Source organism: Anaerococcus prevotii DSM 20548 (genome assembly GCF_000024105.1).
Classification (GTDB): Bacteria; Bacillota; Clostridia; order Tissierellales; family Peptoniphilaceae; genus Anaerococcus; species Anaerococcus prevotii.
Genome location: NC_013171.1, coordinates 554,136 through 576,491, shown reverse-complemented (window position 1 = coordinate 576,491; position 22,356 = coordinate 554,136). Strand labels below are relative to the sequence as shown.

Here is a 22,356-nt window from a genome sequence, read left to right as displayed (position 1 = left end):
CAAAAAAAAGCTATTGCTAGTTAAAATAAATATTGACCACAGTAAGAAAATATTTATTTCTTTAGAAATAGCTTATTTGAGAATATACTTATGCCTAATATCTAGTATTAGCTAGTCATCACTTAGTATGTGAATAGAATACTACTTTTATTTACATTATAATACTTTCTTTACAAAGTTTAATTTCCCATCTTCATAAGGAGGGTATTTTATATTTGCCTTCATGCTTGATGGAGTCTCCATTATGCTTTTTTTGTTGGAGAAATTCACAAAGCTATTGTAGCCATGATATCCTCCCATACCGCTTTCTCCTACTCCACCAAATTCTAGATAAGGACTTGCAATCTCTATTATACAATCATTGACACAGCCATTACCAAACTCCATATTATACATAATCTTTTCTATAAGTCTCTCATCTTCTGAGAAAAGATAGAAGGCAAGTGGTTTTGGCATGGTTTTAATCTTGTAAAGGATTGGATTTATATCATCATAGGTTAGGATAGGAATAATCGGTCCAAATATTTCATCTTCCATAAGCTTACTATTAAAGTCTACCCCATCTACTATTGTAGGCATAAGCTTGAGATTTTCCCTATCGTAAATCCCTCCTGCTATTATATCTTCTCCGTCAAGAAGTCCTAGAAGCCTATCGAGATGGTCCTCATTGATGATCCTTCCGTAATCCTTGGATGTTAGAGGATCTAGGCCGTAAAATTCTATCATAGCCTCTTTTAATTTTCCTATGAACTTTTCTTTAACAGCTAAATCAACTAGGATATAATCTGGTGCTACACAAGTCTGTCCAGCATTTAGAGTCTTACCCCACATGATGGACCTCGCTGCATTATCGAGATCTGCTGTTCTATCTACAATACAAGGGCTTTTTCCACCGAGTTCTAGGGTAACTTTGGTGAGGTTTTCGCTGGCCTTTTTCATAATATGCTTGCCGACACTTTTGCCTCCGGTATAGAAGATATGGTCGTATTTTCCTTCGAGTAATTCTTTATGGCTTACCTCATCATTATCTACAACATAAATAAATTCTTCCTCGAAGTAATCATTTAGCATAGATCTGATAAGTTTAGAAGTCTCTTTGGTCTTAGAAGATGTCTTAAGAATTACGGTATTTCCAGATGCTATAGCTCCTATTAAAGGATCGATTGCCAAAAGGAAAGGATAATTCCATGGAGCTATGATGAGAGTTACTCCCAAAGGCTCATATAGACTGTATGATTTGGCAGGCATGGCAGTAAGGGGAGTCTTTTCCCTAACTGGCTTCATCCAGTCACTGAGATTATCAAGGGCGAAATTTATCTCTTCCTTGGCAAATGATATTTCACTTACATAAGCTTCAAAGTTCGCCTTTCCCAAATCTAGATCTAGGGCATGAAGGATATTTTCTTCGCATAAATCTATTAAATCTCTTAGTCTTTCAAGTTTTTTCCTTCTGAAGTCTTCCGTTTTGGTAAAACCTCCATAGAAAAATTCTCTTTGTCTATCAATAATACTATTTAAATCAGTCATTTAATTCTCCTTATATTAAGTCTAATCCTTATCCTATTTATACCCATAATTTCTTTTACAAATAAAAACTAGCAGAAATAAATCCGCTAGTTATGTCTTTATGCTTTAGTTTTTCTCATTTTCTTATACAAGGCAAAAATTAACATTCCAATAACTGCATTTACTACAATAGCTCCTCCTGGTTTGATATCGAAATGAAAGGAAAGAATGATTCCTGCCATCATATATATTATTCCAAGGATTATAGTTACAAAGAAAGTTTGCTTATAAGATCTAGATATAATCAAACTAGTTGCTACTGGAAGAACTATTAAGCTTGTAACCATCAAGGCTCCTATAATTTTAACCGCAAGGGCAATTGTCACAGCTGATAGGAAAGTAAATATCATATCTATTATCTTTACCTTAACTCCTGCAAGCCTAGCTGTATTATTATCTATCGAAATTGCCAAAAGTGCTGAGTATCTACTGATGCATAGGGCAAGAACCAAGATAAAAATAAGGCTAGTGTTTAATACATCCGCACTTGTAACTGATGAAATCGAACCGAATAGATAAGATTCAAAAGAATTACCTCCCGGAGCGAAATCAGAAAGAATCGCTGCAATTCCGAGTCCTGTACTCATGATAACAGCTGTTGCCATATCCCCGTATTGAGGGAGCTTTTTCCTAATAAATTCTATAAGGAAGGCAGCTATTACACATACAATAGCCGATCCTAAGAGCGGATCAAAACCTAAGATTAGTCCCATGGCTACTCCTGTAAGGGCCGTATGGGATAGGGCATCACCTATCATTGAAGTTTTTCTATTGACCATGACAATCCCTATTAGAGGAATCATTATAGATAAGAGAAATCCCGAAAGTAGGGCCTTTCTCATAAAGGCAAATTCTAACATAAACTCAATCTCCCTTCACTCATCCTATACTGTGTCTTAGTCATTTGTATATCCTCCATTTCCTTAAGCTCATGGGTAATCATGACTATAGTTATACCCAGATCTTCTTGTAGTTTCTTTAGTGTCTTAAAGAACATTTCTTTATTTTCTTTATCGACACCAGCAGTTGGCTCGTCTAAGATTAAAAGTTCTGGCATATTTATCATAGCCTTGGCAATCATGGCTCTTTGGGCAAGTCCTCCAGATAGTTCGTTAACCGGTGTGTTGATAAATTCCTCCATGCCCATTTTGATGAGTATATCCCTTGCCTTATCATAGTGGACTTTCTTAGGTATTTTGATAAAGCCAAAGTCTTCATATAGGTTGAGGGCCACAAGCTCTAAGCAAGTTATTGGAAATGCGATTTTGTTTACGACATTGACTTGAGGAACGTAGCCAATTTTCTTATAGGACTTGTATTTTGCAATATCCTTACCCAAAATCTTTATACTTCCCTTATCAGGCTCTAGCTCTCCTAGCATTAGCTTGACAAGGGTTGATTTTCCTGATCCATTTCCCCCTATGATTAATACAAGTTCTCCAGATTCAACTTCTAGATTGCAAGATTTAATTACATTTTCTTTTCTATAAGCAAAGCTTAAATCATTAATTGCTATTGCCTTCATCAGCTCCTCCTTTCATAGAATCATATAAGTTTTCGAGATTCATCCTCATTAGGTCAATATAATCCATTCCCTCTTCTTCTTGCTCCTTAGTCACAAACTCCATCGATGCTAAAGGCTTTGTCTTGCCATGTAGTTCTTCGGCCAAGGCCTTAGCTTCCTTAGGATTTTTGCCGTATTCATAAAATATTGTGTCTATTCCCTTACTATTAGCAAACTCTACCGCCTTTTTTATAGTCTTTAGACTTGGACTTTCTAGGCTAGTTAGTCCTTGGAGAGGATATTGGATTAAATCGAAATCCCTAGCCAGATATTGGTAGGCATAATGGATTACGAGAAATTCTCTCTGATCAAGGTCTTTAAATTTCTCCTTATATTCTGCATCTATATCTGTAAGTTGATCGACATATTTTAGTTTGTTCTTCTTATAAATCTTTTCATTTTCCGGATACTTTTCTATCAATTTATCCTGGATAGCGTTTAAATATTTTTTGGCATTTACAATAGAAAGCCAGGAATGAGGATCGTAGCTTATCTTGTCGAAACCAGATGATGATCCTTCCATAAGAGACTCTTCTCTGCCATCATCTTTTAGTAAATTTCCATTTTCATCCATCAAATAGTATGGAAGAAGGTCTTCGCTTATCCTATCTGATATGAAAATCCATGATCCTGCTTCAGGCATCTTGTAGAAGATTTCTCCTGACTCATGGCCCATCTCGAGACCATAGACCTTGCCCTCTTCTACCTCTATGGTAGATTTTTGGGCTACTAGTTCTCCCTTCTGATTCATCACTTCCTTGGCCTTTTTGACAAGTTCTTCTCCTCTTAGTCCGGTATCCTTTATGAAGGCTACCCTCATCATGTCCTCGTGAGTATGGGCAAAGTCGAACTTCTGAGTTTTATCAGTCAAGTCAAGTCTTGCCATATATTGGAAATCTCCGACTGCAGCCTGGCCCTTGTAGGTGATTAGATCAACCGAATCTGATAATTTCAATATTTCTAGATTCGGTAGGTTTTCCCTTACACTTTCAAGCCATGGCTCCATATTCGCTCCATTAACGACTAGAAGATCTGCTTTGGCGAGCTTTTTCATATCCTTTGGTGAAGGCTCCCATAAGTGGGCTTCCTTGCCCTCTGGCATAAAGGATTTAACATTTGCCGTATCTCCAGCAATTTTACTAGTCAAGTCATTAATCGGATAAAAAGATGTATAGATTAATGGCTTATCCTTATCTTCTTCTGCTTTATTACAAGAGGTCAGAGTGAAAACAAGAATAAGTAGATATATTAATTTATTTATTTTCTTCATTATTCTCCTCACAAAAAAAGGGACGAGCTAAGCCCATCCCTCTTACAAAATTTATTCTGTAATTTCATCCATGATTTGTTGGTCTGTTGTGTTTGGCTTAACAAATGTTGGGAACCATTTTTCTTCTCCTAATAGTTCATCCTTATCATTACCATATCTCATATGGAAATGTGTCAAACTTTCCTCTCCGTGGATTGGCATCATAAGTAGGTACTTATACTCAGCATCAGGGCTTACTGCTTCAAATATATCCCATTCTAGCATGTGATTTCCGTGTTTTACTTCTTGTTTATCAACATATTTATATTCAACTTCTGCTGTGGCCTCTTTGCCTTCATCAGGAAATTCATTGTAGAACTTAACCTTATTTCCTTCAATCTCTAGACCATTAAAATCGCAGTGTCTTTTTTCTACATAGGCTTTCTTGGCGCTTTCTTCATCAGTGTTTTCCTTCTTAGCTAGGTCTGTAAAGGCTTCTTGGACCTCGTTTTTATCTAGATAAGCAGACATTGAATTCCATTTTCCTTCCCAATCAGCTAAAGAAACCTCATCCATCTTTTGATCAGAAGTACTTTCTTCTTTCTTTTCTGCATCATTTTCTTTGCTTGTCTTATCTTTAGTTTCAGTATCAGCTTTCTCTTCTACTTGTGCCTTGTTATTAGCCTCCTTATCTTTAGCATTATCATTTCCACAAGCTGCTAAGATTAAACCAAGCGAAAGAATCGCTGTTAGTGCCATAGTATTTTTCTTTTTCATATTTATCTCCTTAATTACATTTTATGTAGGTAAATCATTCTGTTAAGCTGTAGACTTATCCTGACAAGATTATGATAGCACCAATTTTATCATTTGTCAAGAATGATTTGCATTATCTTTAATTATTATTTTTTAACGAATGTGGGCAAATAAAAAATCCCGCCAATAAGGGCGAGATTTGAATGTTTATAGATTGTCTATTACTTCTTCTATATCAGGAAGTTCGCTTCCTCCATAGACCTTAACCCATTTTACTTTTCCTTCTTCATCGATTATAACATTGGCACGTTTGCTTGCTCCATTTTCTTCGTTGAAGAGTCCATAGGCCTTGGTTACTTCTGCATATGGGAAGAAGTCTGATACTATCTTAAGATCTTTTAGGTCTAGGATGTCTGCCCATTTAGCCTTGGCAGGGAATGGATCTACTGAAAGTCCTATTACTACTGTGTCTCCCTTTTCTTGGATCCTTTCGTAATTTCTCTCAAGAGATCTCATTTGGTCAGTACAAACTGATGTGTATGCTAATGGGTGCCAAGAAAGAATTACTTTTTTCCCTTTAAGCTCGCTTAGTTTAACATCTTCTTTGAATTGATCTTTTAGTGTAAAGTCTATTGCTTCTTGATTAACTTGAATTGTCATTTTATCCTCCTATTTCACTCTAATATTATTTATACCCAAGATAGGAAGAAATAAAATTTAATTAAGCTAGGAAGCTTGTCGCAAACTTGACCATAGCAAAAATTCCATAATCAAGACTATCCTCATCTAGGTCAAATTCTGGAGTGTGGTGTTCGGCTCCACTTCCCTTCTTATCGTTTGCCATTCCAACTAGGGCAAAAAGACTTGGGGCAAGCTTTCCATAAAGCTCAAAGGACTCTGATGCAAACCACCTTACATCCTTTTTAATTTTATCTCCAAAATAATCCTTGATATTTTCTTTCATTAATCTTGAAAGATCAGGATCATTTATAACAGGATCATATTGTTCATCTCCAGTTTCATTGATAAAGTCACATCCATGGGCCTTGGCTATGTTCTTACCTACTATATCTATTTGCTCAATTGCCTTATCTACTTCTTCCCTGTCGAAAAATCTTAGAGTTCCATCAATCGTTACCTTATCTGCTATGACATTATGAGCACTTCCCCCATGGATCGTAGAAAGACCTAGGGTTACGGTCTTGGTTGGATCTAGCCTATTGACCCAGCTTGATGCTAGGGATTGAATGATTGCAGCTTGGGCAAAGATTGGACTTACAGCAAGGTCGGGTCTTGAGGAGTGGCCTCCTACGCCTTTGACTGTAAATCTCGTTCTGATAAAGCCTGCCATGATTGGGCCTTCGTCGATTGCTATTTCTCCTGTCTTTAAAAAACTTGCTAGATGGTTACCGTAGAAGGCGTCTATATTTTCTTTCTCTAAGGCCCTAATCATTGGAATAATTCCACAGCCTGTCTCTTCTCCTTCCTCGAAGATAAAGATAATTCTTCCCTTTATTTTATCCTTATTTTCTACTAGAATCTTCATACTTTCCAGAAGGATTGTCATATGGCCGTCATGGCCGCAAGCGTGAGATACTTCTTTATTATCTGATACTGAGTACTTTTCTCTAGTTAAATTGAAGGAGCTTTCACAAATTGGTAGAGCGTCAATATCAGTTCTAAGACCTAGGGTCTTGCCAGGCCTACCACTATCTAATACAGCATAAAATCCAGTTGTTGGCACTTCCACTATGGCAAGCCCCAGCTTTTTTACTTCCTCTTTTAAGAATTTACTTGTATTAAATTCCTTGCCAGAGACTTCTGCCATCCTGTGGAGTTTCCTTCTTGTATCTATTATTTTCTTCTTATCTTTTTCTATCTGATCTTTTATTAAAAAATCCTCCATGAGGTCTCCTTTTCCATATAAAAAAACGACAGATTAAACTGCCGCCTTTATGTTTTATAAGCTTGCGATAGCTTCGATTTCTAGTAGGCCGTCTTTTGGAAGATTTGCTACTTCGAAAGCTGATCTAGCTGGTTTGTGATCTTTGAAAAACTCTGCATATACTTCATCAAATGCCTTGAAGTTATTGATATCGTTTAAGTAAACAACACATTTAATAACCTTATCCCTGCTTGATCCTGCTTCTTTTAAGATGTTTTCTACATTTTCTAGAGCTTGTTTGGTTGCAGCTTTAATTTCTGTAACTAGCTCTCCTGTTTTTGGATCAAGTGGAAGTTGTCCTGAAGTAAATACTAAACTATCTGTAGCTATACCTTGTACGTAAGCTCCTACTGCTTTTGGAGCATCATTTGTGTTAATTGCTTTCATAAAAACTCCTTAATTTAATTATATTTACACTTATACTATATCGAAATTCTAAGAAATTACAATCAATTAATCTTCAAATACTCTTCAAGGCTTAAATCATTTTCATAGATTTCTTTGGCGTTTTCTACTCCAAGGAATCTGAAGTGCCATGGCATAGGTCTGTGGTTTGTGCTATCCTCTTTGTCTTCAGGGTATCTTTCTATGAAACCATATTTGTAAGCATTTTCACAAAGCCACTTGTACTCTTTTGTAGTAGCGAACTTATCGCTGTATTTGCTTCCTTCTGTAAAAAAGTCAAAGGCTTGGCCTAATTGATGCTCGCTCGTGCCTGGATTTTCGCTATCTACTTCTCCTGCATCTTTCATCTTTCTTTCAAGATCATAATCCCTATAGTCAGAGGCAATCTTGATACTAAGGCCTTCTCTTTCCATATCTTGGCGCATGGTCTCGAAGGCACGCATGGCGGTCTTATCTAGGCCAGGATTAAAATCACTTGGCAAAGGATAGGCCTCGCTTACATAACTAATTCCATTTACAACTTTGATATTTGCTTCAGGGTCTAACTTTTCTAGGCCAAACTTATTGACATAGTAAAAGCTGTCGTCCATTTTGATTTTTGAAAAACCATTTTCAGTACCATAATAGGCGACATAATCTCCTTCTTTTATGAACTTTTCTGTCTTGGAATAATCATTTGGATATTGGTAGGCGTACTGGGTCTTGACACATCTTACGTATTCTACTAGATTATCCTCATACTTATCATCAGCAATTTTCTTATCTTCATCTATTGCTATATCCTTAAATCCAGCTTGGGTAGCTATGTGGATTTTATCTCCATTTATCTTTTTTTCTTTGTCTTCTTCTCCATCATCAGCTGCCTGGGCTTGCCTATACTCAGCCGGCCTTTGGATTATAAATTCTTCTTCAGTGTTTTTAAGAAACTTTGTTCCCAAAACTAGGGCTAGGGCCGCAAGGCTTGTGAGTAGGAACTTTTTTCTTCTTTTTCTCGCTTGTCTTCTCTTTTTTCTCTTTAATTCTCTGATACCTCTGTTAGACATAACCTTCCTCTATTTATTTCAATATTTTGTCTTCTGTAAAGTCTAAGGGATAAGCAATCATTTACCCAGACTTATAAATATATTTCAATTTACAAATCTTACTTTAGATTGCTAAATTCTTATATTTATTATAACATGTAAAGGGAAAAAAAAACAGTCCTATTTTAAGTATTTTTAGGCTTTCGGAGGGATTTTTGATATATTTATTGAATTAAATATAATTTTCTTCTAAATTTTTAAATTTTTATTTTAAATCTTTCCTTACAATTGGAAATTAAAAACTGCTAGAAAAAGAAATCAGGGTTTTAGAAAAGGATCGAAATTAAATTCAAGTGATTTTCTATAACCAGACTCATTTTTTAGCAGTCTTATTTATGAAAAGATTCTAGCAAAGAGGTCAGCTAGCTTTTGTCCAAAGGTCTTCTTATCTTTTTTTGTAGCCTTATCCAATTTCTTTTGTCCTAGTGTATTTATCCTAGCCGAACTTTTGTTTTCTTTATTCTTCTCTTCGCTTCTTTTTATTGCAATTTCTATTAACTTATCTTGGGCTATGAGATTTTTTTTATTTTCTAGCTTGTAGTAATTCCCGTCAGGCCCTAATTGTCTAATTTTTACATCATCAGCAAACATTATATCAAGGAAATTTAGGATTCTTTCTTTGATTGTAGAATCATTTATAGGAACTGCTACCTCCATCCTGTTTCTGATATTTCTAGTCATAAAATCCGCTGACGAAATGTATAGTTTTATCCTTCTTCCCTTACCAAATTGATAGATCCTGTGATGTTCTAAGAATCTTCCCACAACTTGATAGATTCTGATATTTTCGGTCTTTCCTTTGATTCCTGGAAGGATGCAGGTAATTCCCCTGACCATCATATCAATTTTGACACCCTTGTTGCTCGCTTCAGATAACTTATCTATAAGTTTTCTATCAGAGATTGAATTCATCTTTAGCCTGATGTAGCCTTCTCCTGTTTCTTCTTGGACTCTAATTTCTTCATCTATTAGCATATCCAAGCCTTCTTGCATAGACTTAGGGCTTACCATCAGATGCTTATAATCTCCTTCGAGATTTCCTATAAGGATATTGTCAAAGATCTCCTTGGCGTCTTTTCCTATGTCGGCATTCGCTGTCATAAAGGAGAAATCAGTGTAGAGCTTGGCAGTCTTTTCGTTATAGTTACCTGTTGCTACTTGGGTAATATAGCTAATCTTGTCATTCGCATCGACCTTTGTGATAAGACAGACCTTGGAGTGAGTCTTGTAGTTTTCGAAACCATAGACTACATTACATCCTGCCTTCTCAAGTCTTGATGACCAAAGGATATTGTTATCTTCATCAAATCTTGCCCTAAGTTCCATCAAGACTATGACATCTTTCCCATTTTCACTTGCCCTAATCAAGGCTTTGGCAATCTCACTTTCCTTGGCTATTCTGTACAAGGTAATCTTAATAGATATTACATATGGATCTGTGCTCGCTTCGTCGAGGAGCTTAATTACAGGATCCATTGACTCGTATGGATAGGAAAGGAGCTTATCACTCTCTTCTATTTGACTTATGACAGATTTATTATCATCTATTAAGTACGAGCTTTGTGGGCTAAATTCTTTATAGCTATGATTTTTCCTAAAGTCTTCTGGTAAGTCACTTATTAGGTCGAAGATAAAATCCGACTGGATAAGAGATTTCGTCACAAAGATTGATTCTTTGCCCAGTTTAAATTGTTTAGTTAAAAACTTGATAGAATCATCATCTAAGTCTCTGTCAACTTCTACCCTTACAGGCTGAAGTCTCTTTCTTTTCCTAAGCTTACCCATCATATAGTCCCTAAAGTCTTGTTCGACCTCGTAGTCATCATCATTGAAATTGATATCTGCATTCCTAGTTAAGGAAAGAGCGTAGGATTTTTCGATTTTATACTTATAGAAAAGCTCTCCAGCAAAATTTTCTATAATATCTTCAAGTAGGACAAAGTGATTGTCAGATAATTTTAAATATCTGGGAAGTCTATCGGGAAGATAGATAATCCCTATCTTATCCTTTCTTTTCTTATCAGAAGCAATTAAATCAAAGATTATAACAATAGATAAATTGGCAAGTCTAGGAAAAGGGTGGGTCCTATCTATCAATTGAAAATTTAATATAGGCTCAATCTTGCTATCGAAATAATTCTTACAAGATATAAGGTCCTTCTCATTTAGTTCAGATATCTTAGATATCCTTACTCCCTCTCTTTTAAGATCTTCAAGGATATCGAAATATACCTCGTCTTTCTTGGCATAGGATTTGGGTAAAATCTCTAGGACTTTATCGATTTGCTCCTTAGGACTTAGACCTGATTTGGAGTCTATAGCTTGTTTTGAGAGACCCGATAGGTCGGTAAGAGATCCAATCCTTACCATAAAAAACTCTTCTAGATTGGTATCAAAGATAGATAAAAACTTAAGTCTTTCAAGCAGGGGAACAGACTTATCTGCTGCCTCCTCCAAGACCCTGTCGTTAAATTTAAGCCATGATAGCTCCCTGTTTTGTGTAAAAGATACGTCTTTCATATTATTTCCTTTCTAATAACTTGCTATATACGTACCCTTCCCTAACGCCTGTTTGGCTGATATTTATTTCATTTACATAAAAATATTTTGCTAATCTATTTAAAATAACCATACCTGGAATCAAAGTATGAACCCTATCTGGTTTTATCTCAAGAATCCTATCAAGGATATCTCTATCATCCATTTCCAAAATCTCTTTGACCATTTTGTTAAACTTCTTGGCATCCATAGTAGAATTATAATTTGAAAGATTGTAATACTCATTATAAAACTTAAGTGATGCCCTAGCAGACCCACCTACAGCAGCGAGATTATTTTGCTTTTCCCTATACATCTTATTTTCTGCTAGGAGAAGCTTTACAGCATTATCTATTGCCTTCTTCTCTTTCTTGTTAGTAAATAAACCTGTAACATAATCGTTAAAGGCTGATAGGGATCCTATAGATAGGGATGTCGATTTAATTACCTTTCCTTGATCTATTATTACAACCTCAGATGAACCTCCGCCGATATCTGTCAAAACACCCTCACTGACATCTACCGACTTGCTAGCTCCTATAAAGGAAAGCCTCGCCTCATCTTCTCCCGAAAGAATCTCTATATCAAGTCCCAGCTCATCCTTAACCCTCTTAAGGATCTCGGACCTGTTGGCTACATCTCTAATGGTCGCTGTTGCGAAAGGATGGACACTGTCGATATCATCAAAGTTTGAAATGATAGAATTAAATCTCCTCAAAGTCGCAATCAGCCTATCGATTCCCTTGTCTGTAAGATTTCCCTTCTTGACATAATTTCTAAGAGAGGCTTGCTCTTTCTCGCTAAAAAGATGAATAGCCTTATCCTCATTCTGCTTATAAACTGACAACCTAACTGTGTTACTTCCAATATCCATTATTGCATAAATCATAAGCCCTCCTTCAAATAATTTAGCTTATAGGGAAAATCCATAAGTTTTGGTATCAAATTCTCTGTGGCGGGAGTCTTCTTGGACATAAATATATTAATATCCAAATCATCGCTCGCACTTTCTAGACTCTGGCTTAAAAAGATTGCAGGATCAATAATATTAGCCTTATAATCTAGCCTTCTCTCGATGTTCTCCCTTATTATAGGATAATGGGTGCAGGCTAGGAGGATATTTTCGATTTTCTTATCATTGGCAATCTTTATATAGGAATCTATGTATTCGTTTAACTTCTTATCATCTTTCTTATCAGCCTCTATCAAATCGACGAGTTTACTTGCAGCAACCTCATAGACTGTATTTCGGGGATTTTTTTCTAGATTATTCTTGTAAAAATGGCTGTTTATTGTAGTCTTGGTTCCTAGAACCAGGAATTTACCTTGGTATTTTTCACTAGCCTTAAGGGCAAGTTCTGTTATGGGAATAAATTTCTTGTCGTATTTTTCTCTAAGAAAGTCAGTTACAGTAACAGAAAGAGTGTTGCAAGCTATGACATAATAGTCTATATCGAATTTCTCTAGAAAATCTACAATATCAGCAGAAAATCTCCTAAGCTCTTCTTCACTCCTTCCCCCGTAGGGAACTCTCAAGCTATCTCCGAAATAAAAATACTGACTCTTGTTCGTTTTGGCAAGCTCCCTAAGGACAGTAAGACCTCCGAGACCTGAATCAAAAACTCCAATCCTAGTCATCTACTAACTCCACTTTCTCTACGAACTTATACTTATCAGAAAGCTTCTCATAGGCAAGATTGAGACTATAATCATCAGTGAAAACTCCAAAGACACTAGCCCCAGATCCACTTACGAGGGCCTTTTCCGCGCCTATATCTTCAAGCCTTGAGCAAATTTCTCTAATATGAGGGAAATTTTCAAAAATTACATCTTCCATCACATTTCTAAAGCCAGAGATTGCAGATTTTTCTCCCTTGCGAAGCTTATCAATAATTTCACTAGTATCTATGACTCCATAATCAGCAAGTCTCTTGTAGATAAAGGCGGAAGAAATCTCTGTTCCGTCATTTATGAGAAGAAGCTTCATCTTAAGCTTGTTGGTAAAAGGTGTGAGTATCTCTCCGATCCCTTGGGCTCTGGCATTTGATTCTAGGAAGAAGAAAGGAATATCTGCTCCTAGCTTTTTGCCAAGACACATCCTCTCATCAATAGTTAGACCCAAATCCCAAAGCTTATCAAGTCCCTTGATCATCTCTGCTGCATCAGTAGAGCCTCCCGCAAGACCTGCCGCTAGGGGAATATTTTTGATCAAAGTCACATCGACTCCATTTTCGTCCACCCTATCTTTAAGTAAACACCAAGCCTTATAGATAAGATTATCCTCAAGGGCACAGATATTAGGGGTATTAGTTTCGTAATTAAATTTATTTTCTTTATTTTTCTTTATAATCAATTTATCAAACAGATTAATCCTAACCATAATACTATCGATTTCGTGATAACCATCATCTCTTTTCGATAGGCTATCGAGGGTAAGATTAACCTTAGCATAACATTTTCTTTCCATAATTACCTCTAATTTATTATATCACAAGTAGGGTGCTTTCGTATTGGGAAATTGTAAAGATTGTATAATAAGATATATTAAAATTGATTTTCGTAATAAAATATATGTTATAATAAAAACAACCCTCAATGAAAGGGGGTGATGCCCATGAGGGAAATATTGTTGATATTTATATCATCACTAATATTGCCTTTGTTGAAGGATTTCCTTATAGAAATTTGGAAAGACAAACGCAACAAAGATAAAAACAAAAAGCAGGACTGACCTCCTGCTTTTTGTATGCCCATTTGGGAACTATTGATATTCACTAATATCACAAAGTTTGAGAGCTTTGTGGCTTTATTAAGAGGTCGCTTCTCTTAAGATTATTATATTTTAATAATCATTAAAATCAAGGATTAAAGGGTAAACAAAAAGCACCTAACTTATAAGGTGCTAATTTGGTGCGGGATAGAAGACTTGAACTTCCACGACCTTAAAACCGGTCACAAGATCCTTAGTCTTGCGCGTCTGCCAATTCCGCCAATCCCGCTCGTGTATTACTTTTATATAATACACTTATTTTTTTCTTTTGTCAAGTTTTTTTATAAAATCATGGACAAAAATTGTTTGCTACGTTCTTCTTTTGGATTTTGGAAGAAGTCTTCTGGATTTTCTGAAGTCTCTACGACCTCTCCCTTATCCATAAAGATTACTTTGTTTGATACTTCTCTTGCAAAGCCCATCTCGTGAGTTACAACAACCATGGTCATTCCGTCGTGAGCAAGCTCTTTCATAAGTTCTAGGACCTCTCCTACCATTTCTGGATCGAGAGCACTTGTTGGTTCGTCAAAGAGCATGAGCTTTGGCTTCATCATAAGGGCTCTTGCTATAGCCACTCTTTGCTTTTGTCCACCAGATAGGCTTACTGGATAAACGTCTTTTTTGCTAGCAAGGCCTATTCTTTCTAAAAGCTTCATGGACTCATCTTCTGCTTCTTTCTTGTTCATTTTCCCCCTCATTACTGGAGCGAGGGTTAGGTTATCTATGATAGACATATTGGAAAAGAGGTTGAAGTTTTGAAATACCATTCCTATCTCTTCCCTAAGTTTATTTATGTCTACATTATTATCGTTGATTTTTTTCTCTTCGAAGTAAATATCTCCCGAATCTGGTTTTTCTAGAAGGTTGAGGCAACGAAGGAAGGTCGATTTTCCAGAACCAGATGGGCCTATTATTGATATTACATCCTTTTTCTTGACATCTAGGTCAATTCCGTTTAGGACTTTCAAGTCATCGAATGATTTTTCTACATTTTTTACTTTAAGCATATAGGAATCCTTTCTCTAGTTCTTTGAATATTTTCTCCATAACTAGGACTATGACAAGATAGATTATAGCTGCAGAGAAGTAGGCTGTTGCTGCATCGAAGGTTTGACTTATTACGATTGATGCTCCCCTAGTTAAGTCTGCAAGCCCTATAAAGCCTGCTATTGATGTTTCTTTAAAGAGGGTTATAACTTCGTTACCTAAGGCTGGCAATGAGTTTTTGACAGCTTGTGGCATTACTACCTTTTTCATCATTTGTAGGTTGGATAGGCCTAGACTTCTTGCTGCTTCCTTTTCTCCCTTACTAACTGAGTTGATTCCGCCCCTAAATAGCTCCGCCATGTAGGCTGAAGAGTTTAAGGCAAAGGAAATTATAGCTACTAGAACTAGGTTATCTAGGTTTACTAAAATTACATTAAACATTATCAAAAGTTGGATTGTTGAAGGTGTTCCACGGATTATAGATACAAATAAGGCAAATATTTTGTCAATTATTGTAAGTAGGAATTTTGGAAATCCTGACAGTTCATCTCCAATATCTATCTTTGCAGATCTAACGAGGGCTATAATAAGCCCTAGGATAAAGGAAAGGATTAGGGCGCATACCGTTACTTTCGCTGTTATTTTTAGTCCGTCTAATAGATATTTATAAGATCCATTGTCGATAATTGTAGATTTGAATCTTCCAATAAGCCCCTTACTTTCTTTAACTTCAGAAGGGCCTTGGTATTTGGCCATTATTTTGTCAATTTCTCCCTCTTCCTTGAGTTTTGTGATTGCTTCGTTCATTTTTTCTAGAAGGACAGGGTTGTCCTTATTAACTGCTATGGCGTATTCTTCTTCAAGATATGGTGTATCTACTATTTCTAGGTCCTTGTTAGCATTTACGAAGTTTTCAGCACTTTGCTTATCTAAGATTACAGCGTCTATTTTCTTACTTTGGAGGGAGAGGATAGCATCTGGGACCTTATTAAAGGAAGATACATTTTCTTCTCCGAAGTCATCTTTCGCTATGGTGTCCCCGATAGATCCCAATTGGGTTCCTAGCTTTTTCCCTTCTAAATCTTCGATTTCTTCTATATCAGAGTCTTTTCTCTTTACTATAATTTGGCTAGTCTTGGCAAAGGGTTCGGTAAAGTTTACAGATTTTTTTCTTTCTTCAGTTACTGTAAAACCTGCTGCCCCTCCATCGACTTTCCCTGATTGGATACTTGCTATGATATTATTAAAGTCCATATCGTGAAGTTTGACCTCAAGTCCTAACTCTTCAGCTATTGCCTTAACTATATCAGGATCGATCCCTACAATTTCGTCTCCTTCATAGTATTCATAAGGAGGAAAGTCCGCACTTGTACCTAAGTCTATCACTCCGTCATCTACGATTTTTTCTTCTGCAAATGCTTTTGTTGGTATAAGTACAAGTAGAGCCAAAAGCATAGCTAATAGTCCATATTTTTTGTTTTTCATAACTTACCTTTCTAATTTTTCCTTTACATAGGCGATCTGCCTTAGAACTTCTTTCTCACTAGGTCCGCCTAGGGAATCTCTCTTGTTTACCGATGTGTATAAATCTATGGCCTGGTAGATATCTTCTTCAAATAAGTCCGATTCATTTTTATAAATTTCTAGAGGGAGATCCTCCAAGCACAGATTTTTCTCCATGGCGTATTTTACAAGCCTTGCTGATATATGGTGGGCATCCCTAAAGGGAAGATTTTTCCCAACGAGATAATCCGCCACGTCAGTTGCATTAAGATAGCCCTCCTTAGAGGCAGCTAGCATTTTCTCCTTATTGACCTTAAGGCTTTCTATCTGTCCTGCCATTATTTTAAGCATAGCCCTTATGGTATCTATACTTTCAAATATTCCTTCCTTATCTTCCTGCATATCCTTAGAATAAGCAAGAGGAAGTCCCTTCATCATAATCATTGACTGATTTGTGTTTGCAATAAGTCTTGCTGCTTTTGCCCTTATCAGCTCAGCCATGTCAGGATTTTTCTTCTGGGGCATAATTGAAGAGCCTGTAGAATATTTATCGTCAATTCTTACAAATGAGTAAGGTTGGGAAGAAAATATTATAAGTTCTTCTGAAAGTCTAGATAGGTGGATGGAGATAAGGGATATAATCGAAGATAATTCAATTACATAGTCCCTATCACTTACTGCATCCATGGAGTTTTGCATAAGAGATGTAAAGCCAAGCTTTTCTTTGACAAAGTCCCTACCTATATCATAGGTCGTACCCGCTAGGGCACAAGCTCCCAGTGGAAGCTCGTTCATCCTTTGCCTAAAGGACTTTATTCTTTCTATATCTCTTAATCCCATCATAGCATAGGCACAGAGATGGTGGGCAAAAGTTACGGCTTGGGCTGCTTGAAGGTGGGTGTAGCCTGGCATTATGGTCTTGGTGTTTTTCTCAGCAAGTTTTATAAGAGCTTCTACATAAGCTTTCGTATCTTCTATGATATTTTCACATTCATTTCTTAGATAAAGCTTAAAATCTGTTGTAACCTGGTCGTTTCTTGACCTTGCTGTGTGCATTTTCTTACCGACAGGACCGATCTCTTCGATAAGTCTTGCTTCGACAAATGTATGGATATCTTCGTAGGATTCGTCTACTTCTTCCTTACCTTCTTTAAGCTTCTTATATATTAAAGAAAGACCTGTGATGATTTTTTCTTTTTCTTCATCAGAGATTATATTGTTTTTGCCGAGCATTTCTACATGGGCAATAGATCCTTCTATATCACAATATACTAGTCTTTTATCGATTTTGATTGAATCGTTAAATTCTTCTGCTAGCTTATCCAACTCACCTGAAAGCATTCCGCTCCATAACTTCATTTATTTCTCCTAATCTTCTTTCATTACTGCTGCATAAGTCTTTGTGGATAGTCCAAAAAGGTTGATAAAGCCTGTTGCATCTTCTTGGCTATATACATCATCTTCCTCGAAGGTCGCAAGTTCTTCATCAAACAAGGCCTTGTCAGCAAAAATTCCCGCAGGATACATATTTCCCTTGTATAGTTTCACCTTAACACTTCCGCTTGTATTTTCATTTACCTTTTCCATAAATATGTCCATGGCTTCCTTAAGTGGGGTCATCCATTTTCCTTCATAGACAAGATTTGCATAATCAAGGCTCATCTTTTGCTTGTAGGCTAGGGCTTCTGGATGTATTGTTACTGATTGGAGTTTCTCTAGAGCAAAGTATAGAAGACTTGCTGCTGGGTTTTCATATACTCCCCTGCTTTTCATACCAACTACCCTGCTTTCTACCATGTCATCAATTCCTATTCCATGACTTCCTGCAATTTTATTTAAGGCTTTGACCATATCGCTTCCCTTAAGTTTCTTGCCATTTAGCGAGATTGGTTTTCCTTTTTCAAAGCCTATTTCTACTATTTGAGCTTCGTCAGGGGCCTTTTCTGGAGGAGTGATCCAGTGGAGGATTTTGTCAAGATCTGCTTCATTTTCTGGATTTTCTAGGTCAAGTCCTTCGTGGGATAAGTGCCAGATATTCTCATCCATGGAGTAGTCTTCTTCCTTAGTGAAGTCTAGCTTGATGCCGTGGCTTGCTGCGTAGGCTTCTTCTTCGCTACGGCCCTTGATATCCCAGAACCTCCAAGGAGCAAGGACCTTAATCTTAGGATCTAGGGCTGCTATAGAAAGTTCAAACCTTATTTGGTCATTTCCCTTTCCTGTACAACCATGTACTATAAGATCTGCCCCTTCTTTCTCATAGATATCTACCAAGACCTTGGCTATTAAAGGCCTAGCTATGGCAGTTCCTAGTAGGTACAAGTTTTCGTATTTGGCTCCTGCAAGGAGTGACTTGTAGGCGTATTTTTCTATAAATTCATCTTCTACATTGACATTGTAAAACTTGCTAGCTCCTTGGTCTAGGGCCTTTTCTTTTAGCTTATCTGGATCTTTGACCTGACCTAAGTCGACTGATACACAAACCACTTCTCCTACTCCCTTTTCCAGTAACCAAGTCGTAAGGACTGATGTATCTAGCCCACCTGAGTAGGCAAGTATAACTTTTTTCGCTTCTTTTAAGATTTGATATTCATTTTGTTTCATTTTTATCTCCTTAATTTTTATTAATCAATATTAGCTATACGTGCCTAAGACTCTTCTGGTAATAAAAAAGAGCCTTCATCCCAAAAGGGACGAAAGCTCGTGATACCACCCATATTTATCTATCCTTCACAGGATAGACCTCATCAAGTACTAACATACTCTAACTCTGTAACGGGAGTTCCCGTATAGGTCTCCTTGTATCGACCTATATGCTCTGAGGTTCTTTTCATTAACCGTCTGCTTATCCCCTCGCACCAACCGGGATTCGCTTGAAGCTTCAAATTAATTACTCTTCTCTTCAACACTTTTCCTAACTAAATCTATTGATTGATTACATTTTACAATGCCATGGATGTTTTGTCAAATATTTTTCTTAAATAAATAAGTTTGCACATACAACTGATACTACAGTCATAAGTTTGATAAGGATGTTTAGAGATGGACCTGATGTATCCTTGAATGGATCACCTACAGTATCTCCAACAACTGATGCCTTGTGAGCATCTGATCCCTTACCATCTTCTCCTGGAAGAGTTTCGATGTATTTTTTAGCATTATCCCAAGCTCCACCTGAATTTGACATAAAGATTGCCATTAGTACTCCTGTAACTAAGGCTCCTGCTAATAGTCCTCCGAGGGCATATGGACCTAATACTTTTCCTACAAAGATTGGAACGATTATTGCAAGAACTCCTGGAAGGATCATCTCCTTAAGAGAAGCTGTAGTTGAAATATCAATACATCTTGCATAGTTTGGTTCTACTTCACCCTTTAGGATTCTATCATCTGATCTAAATTGGCTTCTAACTTCTTCGATCATTTCTGTAGCAGCCTTACCAACTGAGTTCATTGTAAGGGCTGTAAATAAGAATGGAAGCATAGCACCAATAAACATTCCTGCAACTACCTTGGCATCAAGAATTGAGATTGCACCAAGATTTAGGGTTTCTGAATAAGTTACAAATAGTGAAAGTGCTGTTAGGGCAGCAGATCCAATTGCAAATCCCTTACCGATTGCGGCAGTTGTATTACCAATTGAGTCTAGCTCATCTGTGATGTCTCTAACTCCTTCTGGAAGGTAGCTCATCTCAGCGATTCCACCAGCGTTATCTGTGATTGGTCCATAAGCGTCAACTGTTACAGTTGTTGCTGTTGTTGAAAGCATACCTACAGCAGAAAGTGCTATACCAAATACTCCGTTAGCCCAGTAAGCTACCATAATTCCCAAAGCAATTAGGATAATTGGGAATACTGTTGAAAGCATACCTGTTGAAAGTCCTGCGATGATGTTTGTAGCAACACCAGTTTTAGATTCATCCGCGATGTTTTTAACATATTTATACTTATCAGATGTGTAATATTCTGTAAGAAGTCCAATAAGTATTCCTACCACGATACCTACAATAATCGCCAAAGCTGCATTTAGACTTTGGAAATACATAAATGAAAGAATCAAACTTGCAACAAGAACAATTCCACCTGAAACATAGATTGTATTCATTAGTGATTTTTGTGGGTTATTGTGCTTTTTAGTCAAGAACATAATACTTGAGAAGATACTAGCTAAAATTCCTATAGCAACTAGGAAAAATGTAAACTTCATTCCAGCATCACCACTTGCGATAATACCAAGTGTTACTGCAGAGATGATTGCTCCTGAGTAAGACTCAAAAAGGTCAGCACCCATACCTGCAACGTCTCCTACGTTATCTCCTACGTTATCAGCGATAACCGCTGGGTTTCTTGGGTCATCTTCTGGAATACCTGCTTCTACCTTACCAACAAGGTCAGCACCAAGGTCGGCTGCTTTTGTATAGATACCACCACCAACTCTAGCAAAAAGAGCTACAGATGAAGCACCTAGGGAATAGCCCATTAGGATAGCTGGATCTCTATACACAAGGTAAGTTATCATAATACCTAAAAATCCAAGACCTGTAACGGCAAATCCCATTACTGATCCACCAGAAAATGCTACCTTTAAAGCACCATTTGTTCCATCTTCAAGTGCCATATTGGCACATCTAGCATTAGCTTCTGTTGAAACCCTCATACCGATGTAGCCAGCTAGCATTGAAAATACTGATCCTAAAATATAGCAAAGCATAATCTTAACATTTAAGAAGATTGCTATTAGGATAGATACAACTACGACAAATATTGCAATGTACTTATATTCACGGCTTATGAAAGTCATAGCACCGTCTTTAATATGTCCTGCAATTTCTGTCATTCTCTTATTACCTGCAGATACAGGCATAATTTTTGATTTGATTGTAAATCCCATAAATAATACTGCTAGGATTGCCACAATCAAGGCCAAAATTTCTACGAACATAATTTCCTCCTATTCATAATAATTTTAATATATATTGGTAAATTTTCAAGTATTATTACAAAAATACCAATCAAATAAAAAGAGGACGGTGCAAAGAAAGAAGATATAGCCTTCGCTAACTCCACCCTAACAAAATTCGTCTAAGCTACTCGGGCTAACTACCCCGCTTGGGCGATTTTTATAGGATGGGCTAACAGTGAAACTATAAATTCACTCTGCAACAGTCCCCTTAATATTGCTTATTGAAATTTATCTATATATTATCTATTTACTTAGTTTTCTTCGTATGGTAATAATGCAACTTGACGAGCTCTTTTAATAGCACGTGTTATTTCTCTTTGATGTTTTGCATTAAGACCTGTTACTCTTCTAGGTAGAATCTTACCTCTATCTGTAACGAATCTTTTTAAAGTTTCAATATCTTTATAATCGATAACTTTTGATGGATCTTTTACAAATGGATCTACCTTTTTTCTTGGTCTGAATCTTCTTCCTGCCATCATAAATCCTTTCTTATATTAGAATGGAATCCTTCCATCATCCTCAATCTCAGTAAAGTCATCATCAAAGAAATCATCTCCACCTTCAAAAGCTTGGTTATTATTATTTCCCCTGTTTTGTTGGTAGTTGTTTGTTTGTGAATAGTCATTTCTGTAGGTATCTTGATTGTCGTAGCTGTTGTTGTTAAATCCAGAAGATTGATTGTCAGATCTCGATCCTATAAATTCAACATTATCTGCTACAACATCAGTTGTATAGACAGTCTTACCTGTTTCTCTATCTTGGTAGGAACCTGTTTCGATTCTACCATCTACTGCGCATTGACTTCCTTTTCTGAGGTATTTGCTGGCATTTTCTCCTTGAACTCCCCAAACGGTAATTCTTAGAAAATCAGCTGTCGGACGATTTTGAGCTTCCAGTTCGTTCTTTCTCTCTCTGCTAAGTCTCTTATCTACTGCCAATGTAAATGTACATACGGCTCTTTGAGATTGAGTATATCTCAACTCAGGATCTCTTACGAGTCTTCCGATAAGGATAACTTTATTCATTGA

20 protein-coding genes, 1 tRNA gene and 1 other annotated feature are annotated in these 22,356 nt (G+C 36.7%); all 21 genes read right to left on the bottom strand.

What is annotated here, in order from left to right:
• Nucleotides 1–156: 156 nt before the first annotated feature.
• The 21 genes from APRE_RS02660 to APRE_RS02560 all read right to left on the bottom strand — a co-directional run bounded on the left by APRE_RS02660 (nucleotide 157) and on the right by APRE_RS02560 (nucleotide 22,353).
• The gene (locus tag APRE_RS02660) at nucleotides 157–1,527 is read right to left on the bottom strand and encodes an aldehyde dehydrogenase family protein (RefSeq protein WP_015777461.1); all 1,371 of its coding nucleotides are present in this window, start codon (nucleotides 1,525–1,527) and stop codon (nucleotides 157–159) included.
• Nucleotides 1,528–1,625: 98 nt separating this feature from the next.
• Nucleotides 1,626–2,426, bottom strand: a complete 801-nt coding sequence (locus APRE_RS02655; protein WP_015777460.1) for a metal ABC transporter permease — start codon at nucleotides 2,424–2,426, stop codon at nucleotides 1,626–1,628.
• Complete coding sequence (locus APRE_RS02650) at nucleotides 2,420–3,091, bottom strand: metal ABC transporter ATP-binding protein (protein WP_015777459.1); 672 nt, start codon at nucleotides 3,089–3,091, stop codon at nucleotides 2,420–2,422. The genes APRE_RS02655 and APRE_RS02650 overlap by 7 nt, the downstream gene beginning before the upstream one ends.
• On the bottom strand, nucleotides 3,072–4,400 hold the full coding sequence (locus APRE_RS02645; protein WP_015777458.1) for a metal ABC transporter substrate-binding protein: 1,329 nt from the start codon (nucleotides 4,398–4,400) through the stop codon (nucleotides 3,072–3,074). The genes APRE_RS02650 and APRE_RS02645 overlap by 20 nt, the downstream gene beginning before the upstream one ends.
• Before the next feature lie 51 nt (nucleotides 4,401–4,451).
• The gene (locus APRE_RS02640; protein ID WP_015777457.1) at nucleotides 4,452–5,156 is read right to left on the bottom strand and encodes a ZinT family metal-binding protein; all 705 of its coding nucleotides are present in this window, start codon (nucleotides 5,154–5,156) and stop codon (nucleotides 4,452–4,454) included.
• A gap of 186 nt (nucleotides 5,157–5,342) precedes the next feature.
• Nucleotides 5,343–5,795 (bottom strand): redoxin domain-containing protein, encoded by a 453-nt coding sequence (locus APRE_RS02635; RefSeq protein WP_015777456.1) that lies wholly within the window; start codon nucleotides 5,793–5,795, stop codon nucleotides 5,343–5,345.
• A gap of 61 nt (nucleotides 5,796–5,856) precedes the next feature.
• A complete protein-coding gene (locus tag APRE_RS02630) occupies nucleotides 5,857–7,041 on the bottom strand; it encodes a M20 metallopeptidase family protein (RefSeq protein ID WP_015777455.1) in 1,185 nt (394 codons plus the stop codon).
• 54 nt (nucleotides 7,042–7,095) lie between these two features.
• Nucleotides 7,096–7,467 carry a RidA family protein gene (locus tag APRE_RS02625; RefSeq protein ID WP_015777454.1) on the bottom strand — a complete coding sequence of 124 codons (372 nt, stop codon included), beginning with the start codon at nucleotides 7,465–7,467 and terminating at the stop codon, nucleotides 7,096–7,098.
• A gap of 62 nt (nucleotides 7,468–7,529) precedes the next feature.
• On the bottom strand, nucleotides 7,530–8,528 hold the full coding sequence (locus APRE_RS02620) for a M15 family metallopeptidase (protein WP_015777453.1): 999 nt from the start codon (nucleotides 8,526–8,528) through the stop codon (nucleotides 7,530–7,532).
• Between the two features lie 372 nt (nucleotides 8,529–8,900).
• Entirely contained in the window at nucleotides 8,901–11,087 is a 2,187-nt protein-coding gene (locus APRE_RS02615; RefSeq protein ID WP_015777452.1) for an RNA degradosome polyphosphate kinase, read from the bottom strand.
• 1 nt (nucleotide 11,088) lies between these two features.
• Nucleotides 11,089–11,994: a Ppx/GppA phosphatase family protein gene (locus APRE_RS02610; protein ID WP_015777451.1), complete on the bottom strand. Its 906-nt coding sequence runs from the start codon at nucleotides 11,992–11,994 to the stop codon at nucleotides 11,089–11,091.
• Nucleotides 11,991–12,743 (bottom strand): glutamate racemase, encoded by a 753-nt coding sequence (gene murI / locus APRE_RS02605; protein WP_015777450.1) that lies wholly within the window; start codon nucleotides 12,741–12,743, stop codon nucleotides 11,991–11,993. The genes APRE_RS02610 and murI overlap by 4 nt, the downstream gene beginning before the upstream one ends.
• Entirely contained in the window at nucleotides 12,736–13,572 is an 837-nt protein-coding gene (ispE, locus tag APRE_RS02600; RefSeq protein ID WP_015777449.1) for a 4-(cytidine 5'-diphospho)-2-C-methyl-D-erythritol kinase, read from the bottom strand. The genes murI and ispE overlap by 8 nt, the downstream gene beginning before the upstream one ends.
• A 441-nt stretch (nucleotides 13,573–14,013) precedes the next feature.
• Nucleotides 14,014–14,104: transfer RNA gene (locus tag APRE_RS02595), tRNA-Leu, on the bottom strand.
• Between the two features lie 52 nt (nucleotides 14,105–14,156).
• Nucleotides 14,157–14,882 carry an amino acid ABC transporter ATP-binding protein gene (locus APRE_RS02590; protein WP_015777448.1) on the bottom strand — a complete coding sequence of 242 codons (726 nt, stop codon included), beginning with the start codon at nucleotides 14,880–14,882 and terminating at the stop codon, nucleotides 14,157–14,159.
• Nucleotides 14,875–16,347 (bottom strand): ABC transporter substrate-binding protein/permease, encoded by a 1,473-nt coding sequence (locus APRE_RS02585; protein WP_015777447.1) that lies wholly within the window; start codon nucleotides 16,345–16,347, stop codon nucleotides 14,875–14,877. Before APRE_RS02585 ends, APRE_RS02590 begins: the two co-directional genes overlap by 8 nt.
• A gap of 3 nt (nucleotides 16,348–16,350) precedes the next feature.
• Nucleotides 16,351–17,724, bottom strand: coding sequence for an argininosuccinate lyase (gene argH / locus APRE_RS02580; RefSeq protein ID WP_015777446.1), 1,374 nt, complete (start codon nucleotides 17,722–17,724; stop codon nucleotides 16,351–16,353).
• Between the two features lie 9 nt (nucleotides 17,725–17,733).
• Entirely contained in the window at nucleotides 17,734–18,966 is a 1,233-nt protein-coding gene (locus APRE_RS02575; RefSeq protein WP_015777445.1) for an argininosuccinate synthase, read from the bottom strand.
• An 82-nt stretch (nucleotides 18,967–19,048) separates the two neighbouring features.
• Nucleotides 19,049–19,277: a binding site (T-box leader), on the bottom strand.
• A gap of 62 nt (nucleotides 19,278–19,339) precedes the next feature.
• On the bottom strand, nucleotides 19,340–21,304 hold the full coding sequence (locus APRE_RS02570; RefSeq protein ID WP_015777444.1) for a sodium-translocating pyrophosphatase: 1,965 nt from the start codon (nucleotides 21,302–21,304) through the stop codon (nucleotides 19,340–19,342).
• A gap of 272 nt (nucleotides 21,305–21,576) precedes the next feature.
• Nucleotides 21,577–21,804: a 30S ribosomal protein S18 gene (rpsR, locus tag APRE_RS02565; RefSeq protein WP_015777443.1), complete on the bottom strand. Its 228-nt coding sequence runs from the start codon at nucleotides 21,802–21,804 to the stop codon at nucleotides 21,577–21,579.
• 18 nt (nucleotides 21,805–21,822) lie between these two features.
• Complete coding sequence (locus APRE_RS02560; RefSeq protein ID WP_015777442.1) at nucleotides 21,823–22,353, bottom strand: single-stranded DNA-binding protein; 531 nt, start codon at nucleotides 22,351–22,353, stop codon at nucleotides 21,823–21,825.
• Between the last annotated feature and the right edge of the window lie 3 nt (nucleotides 22,354–22,356).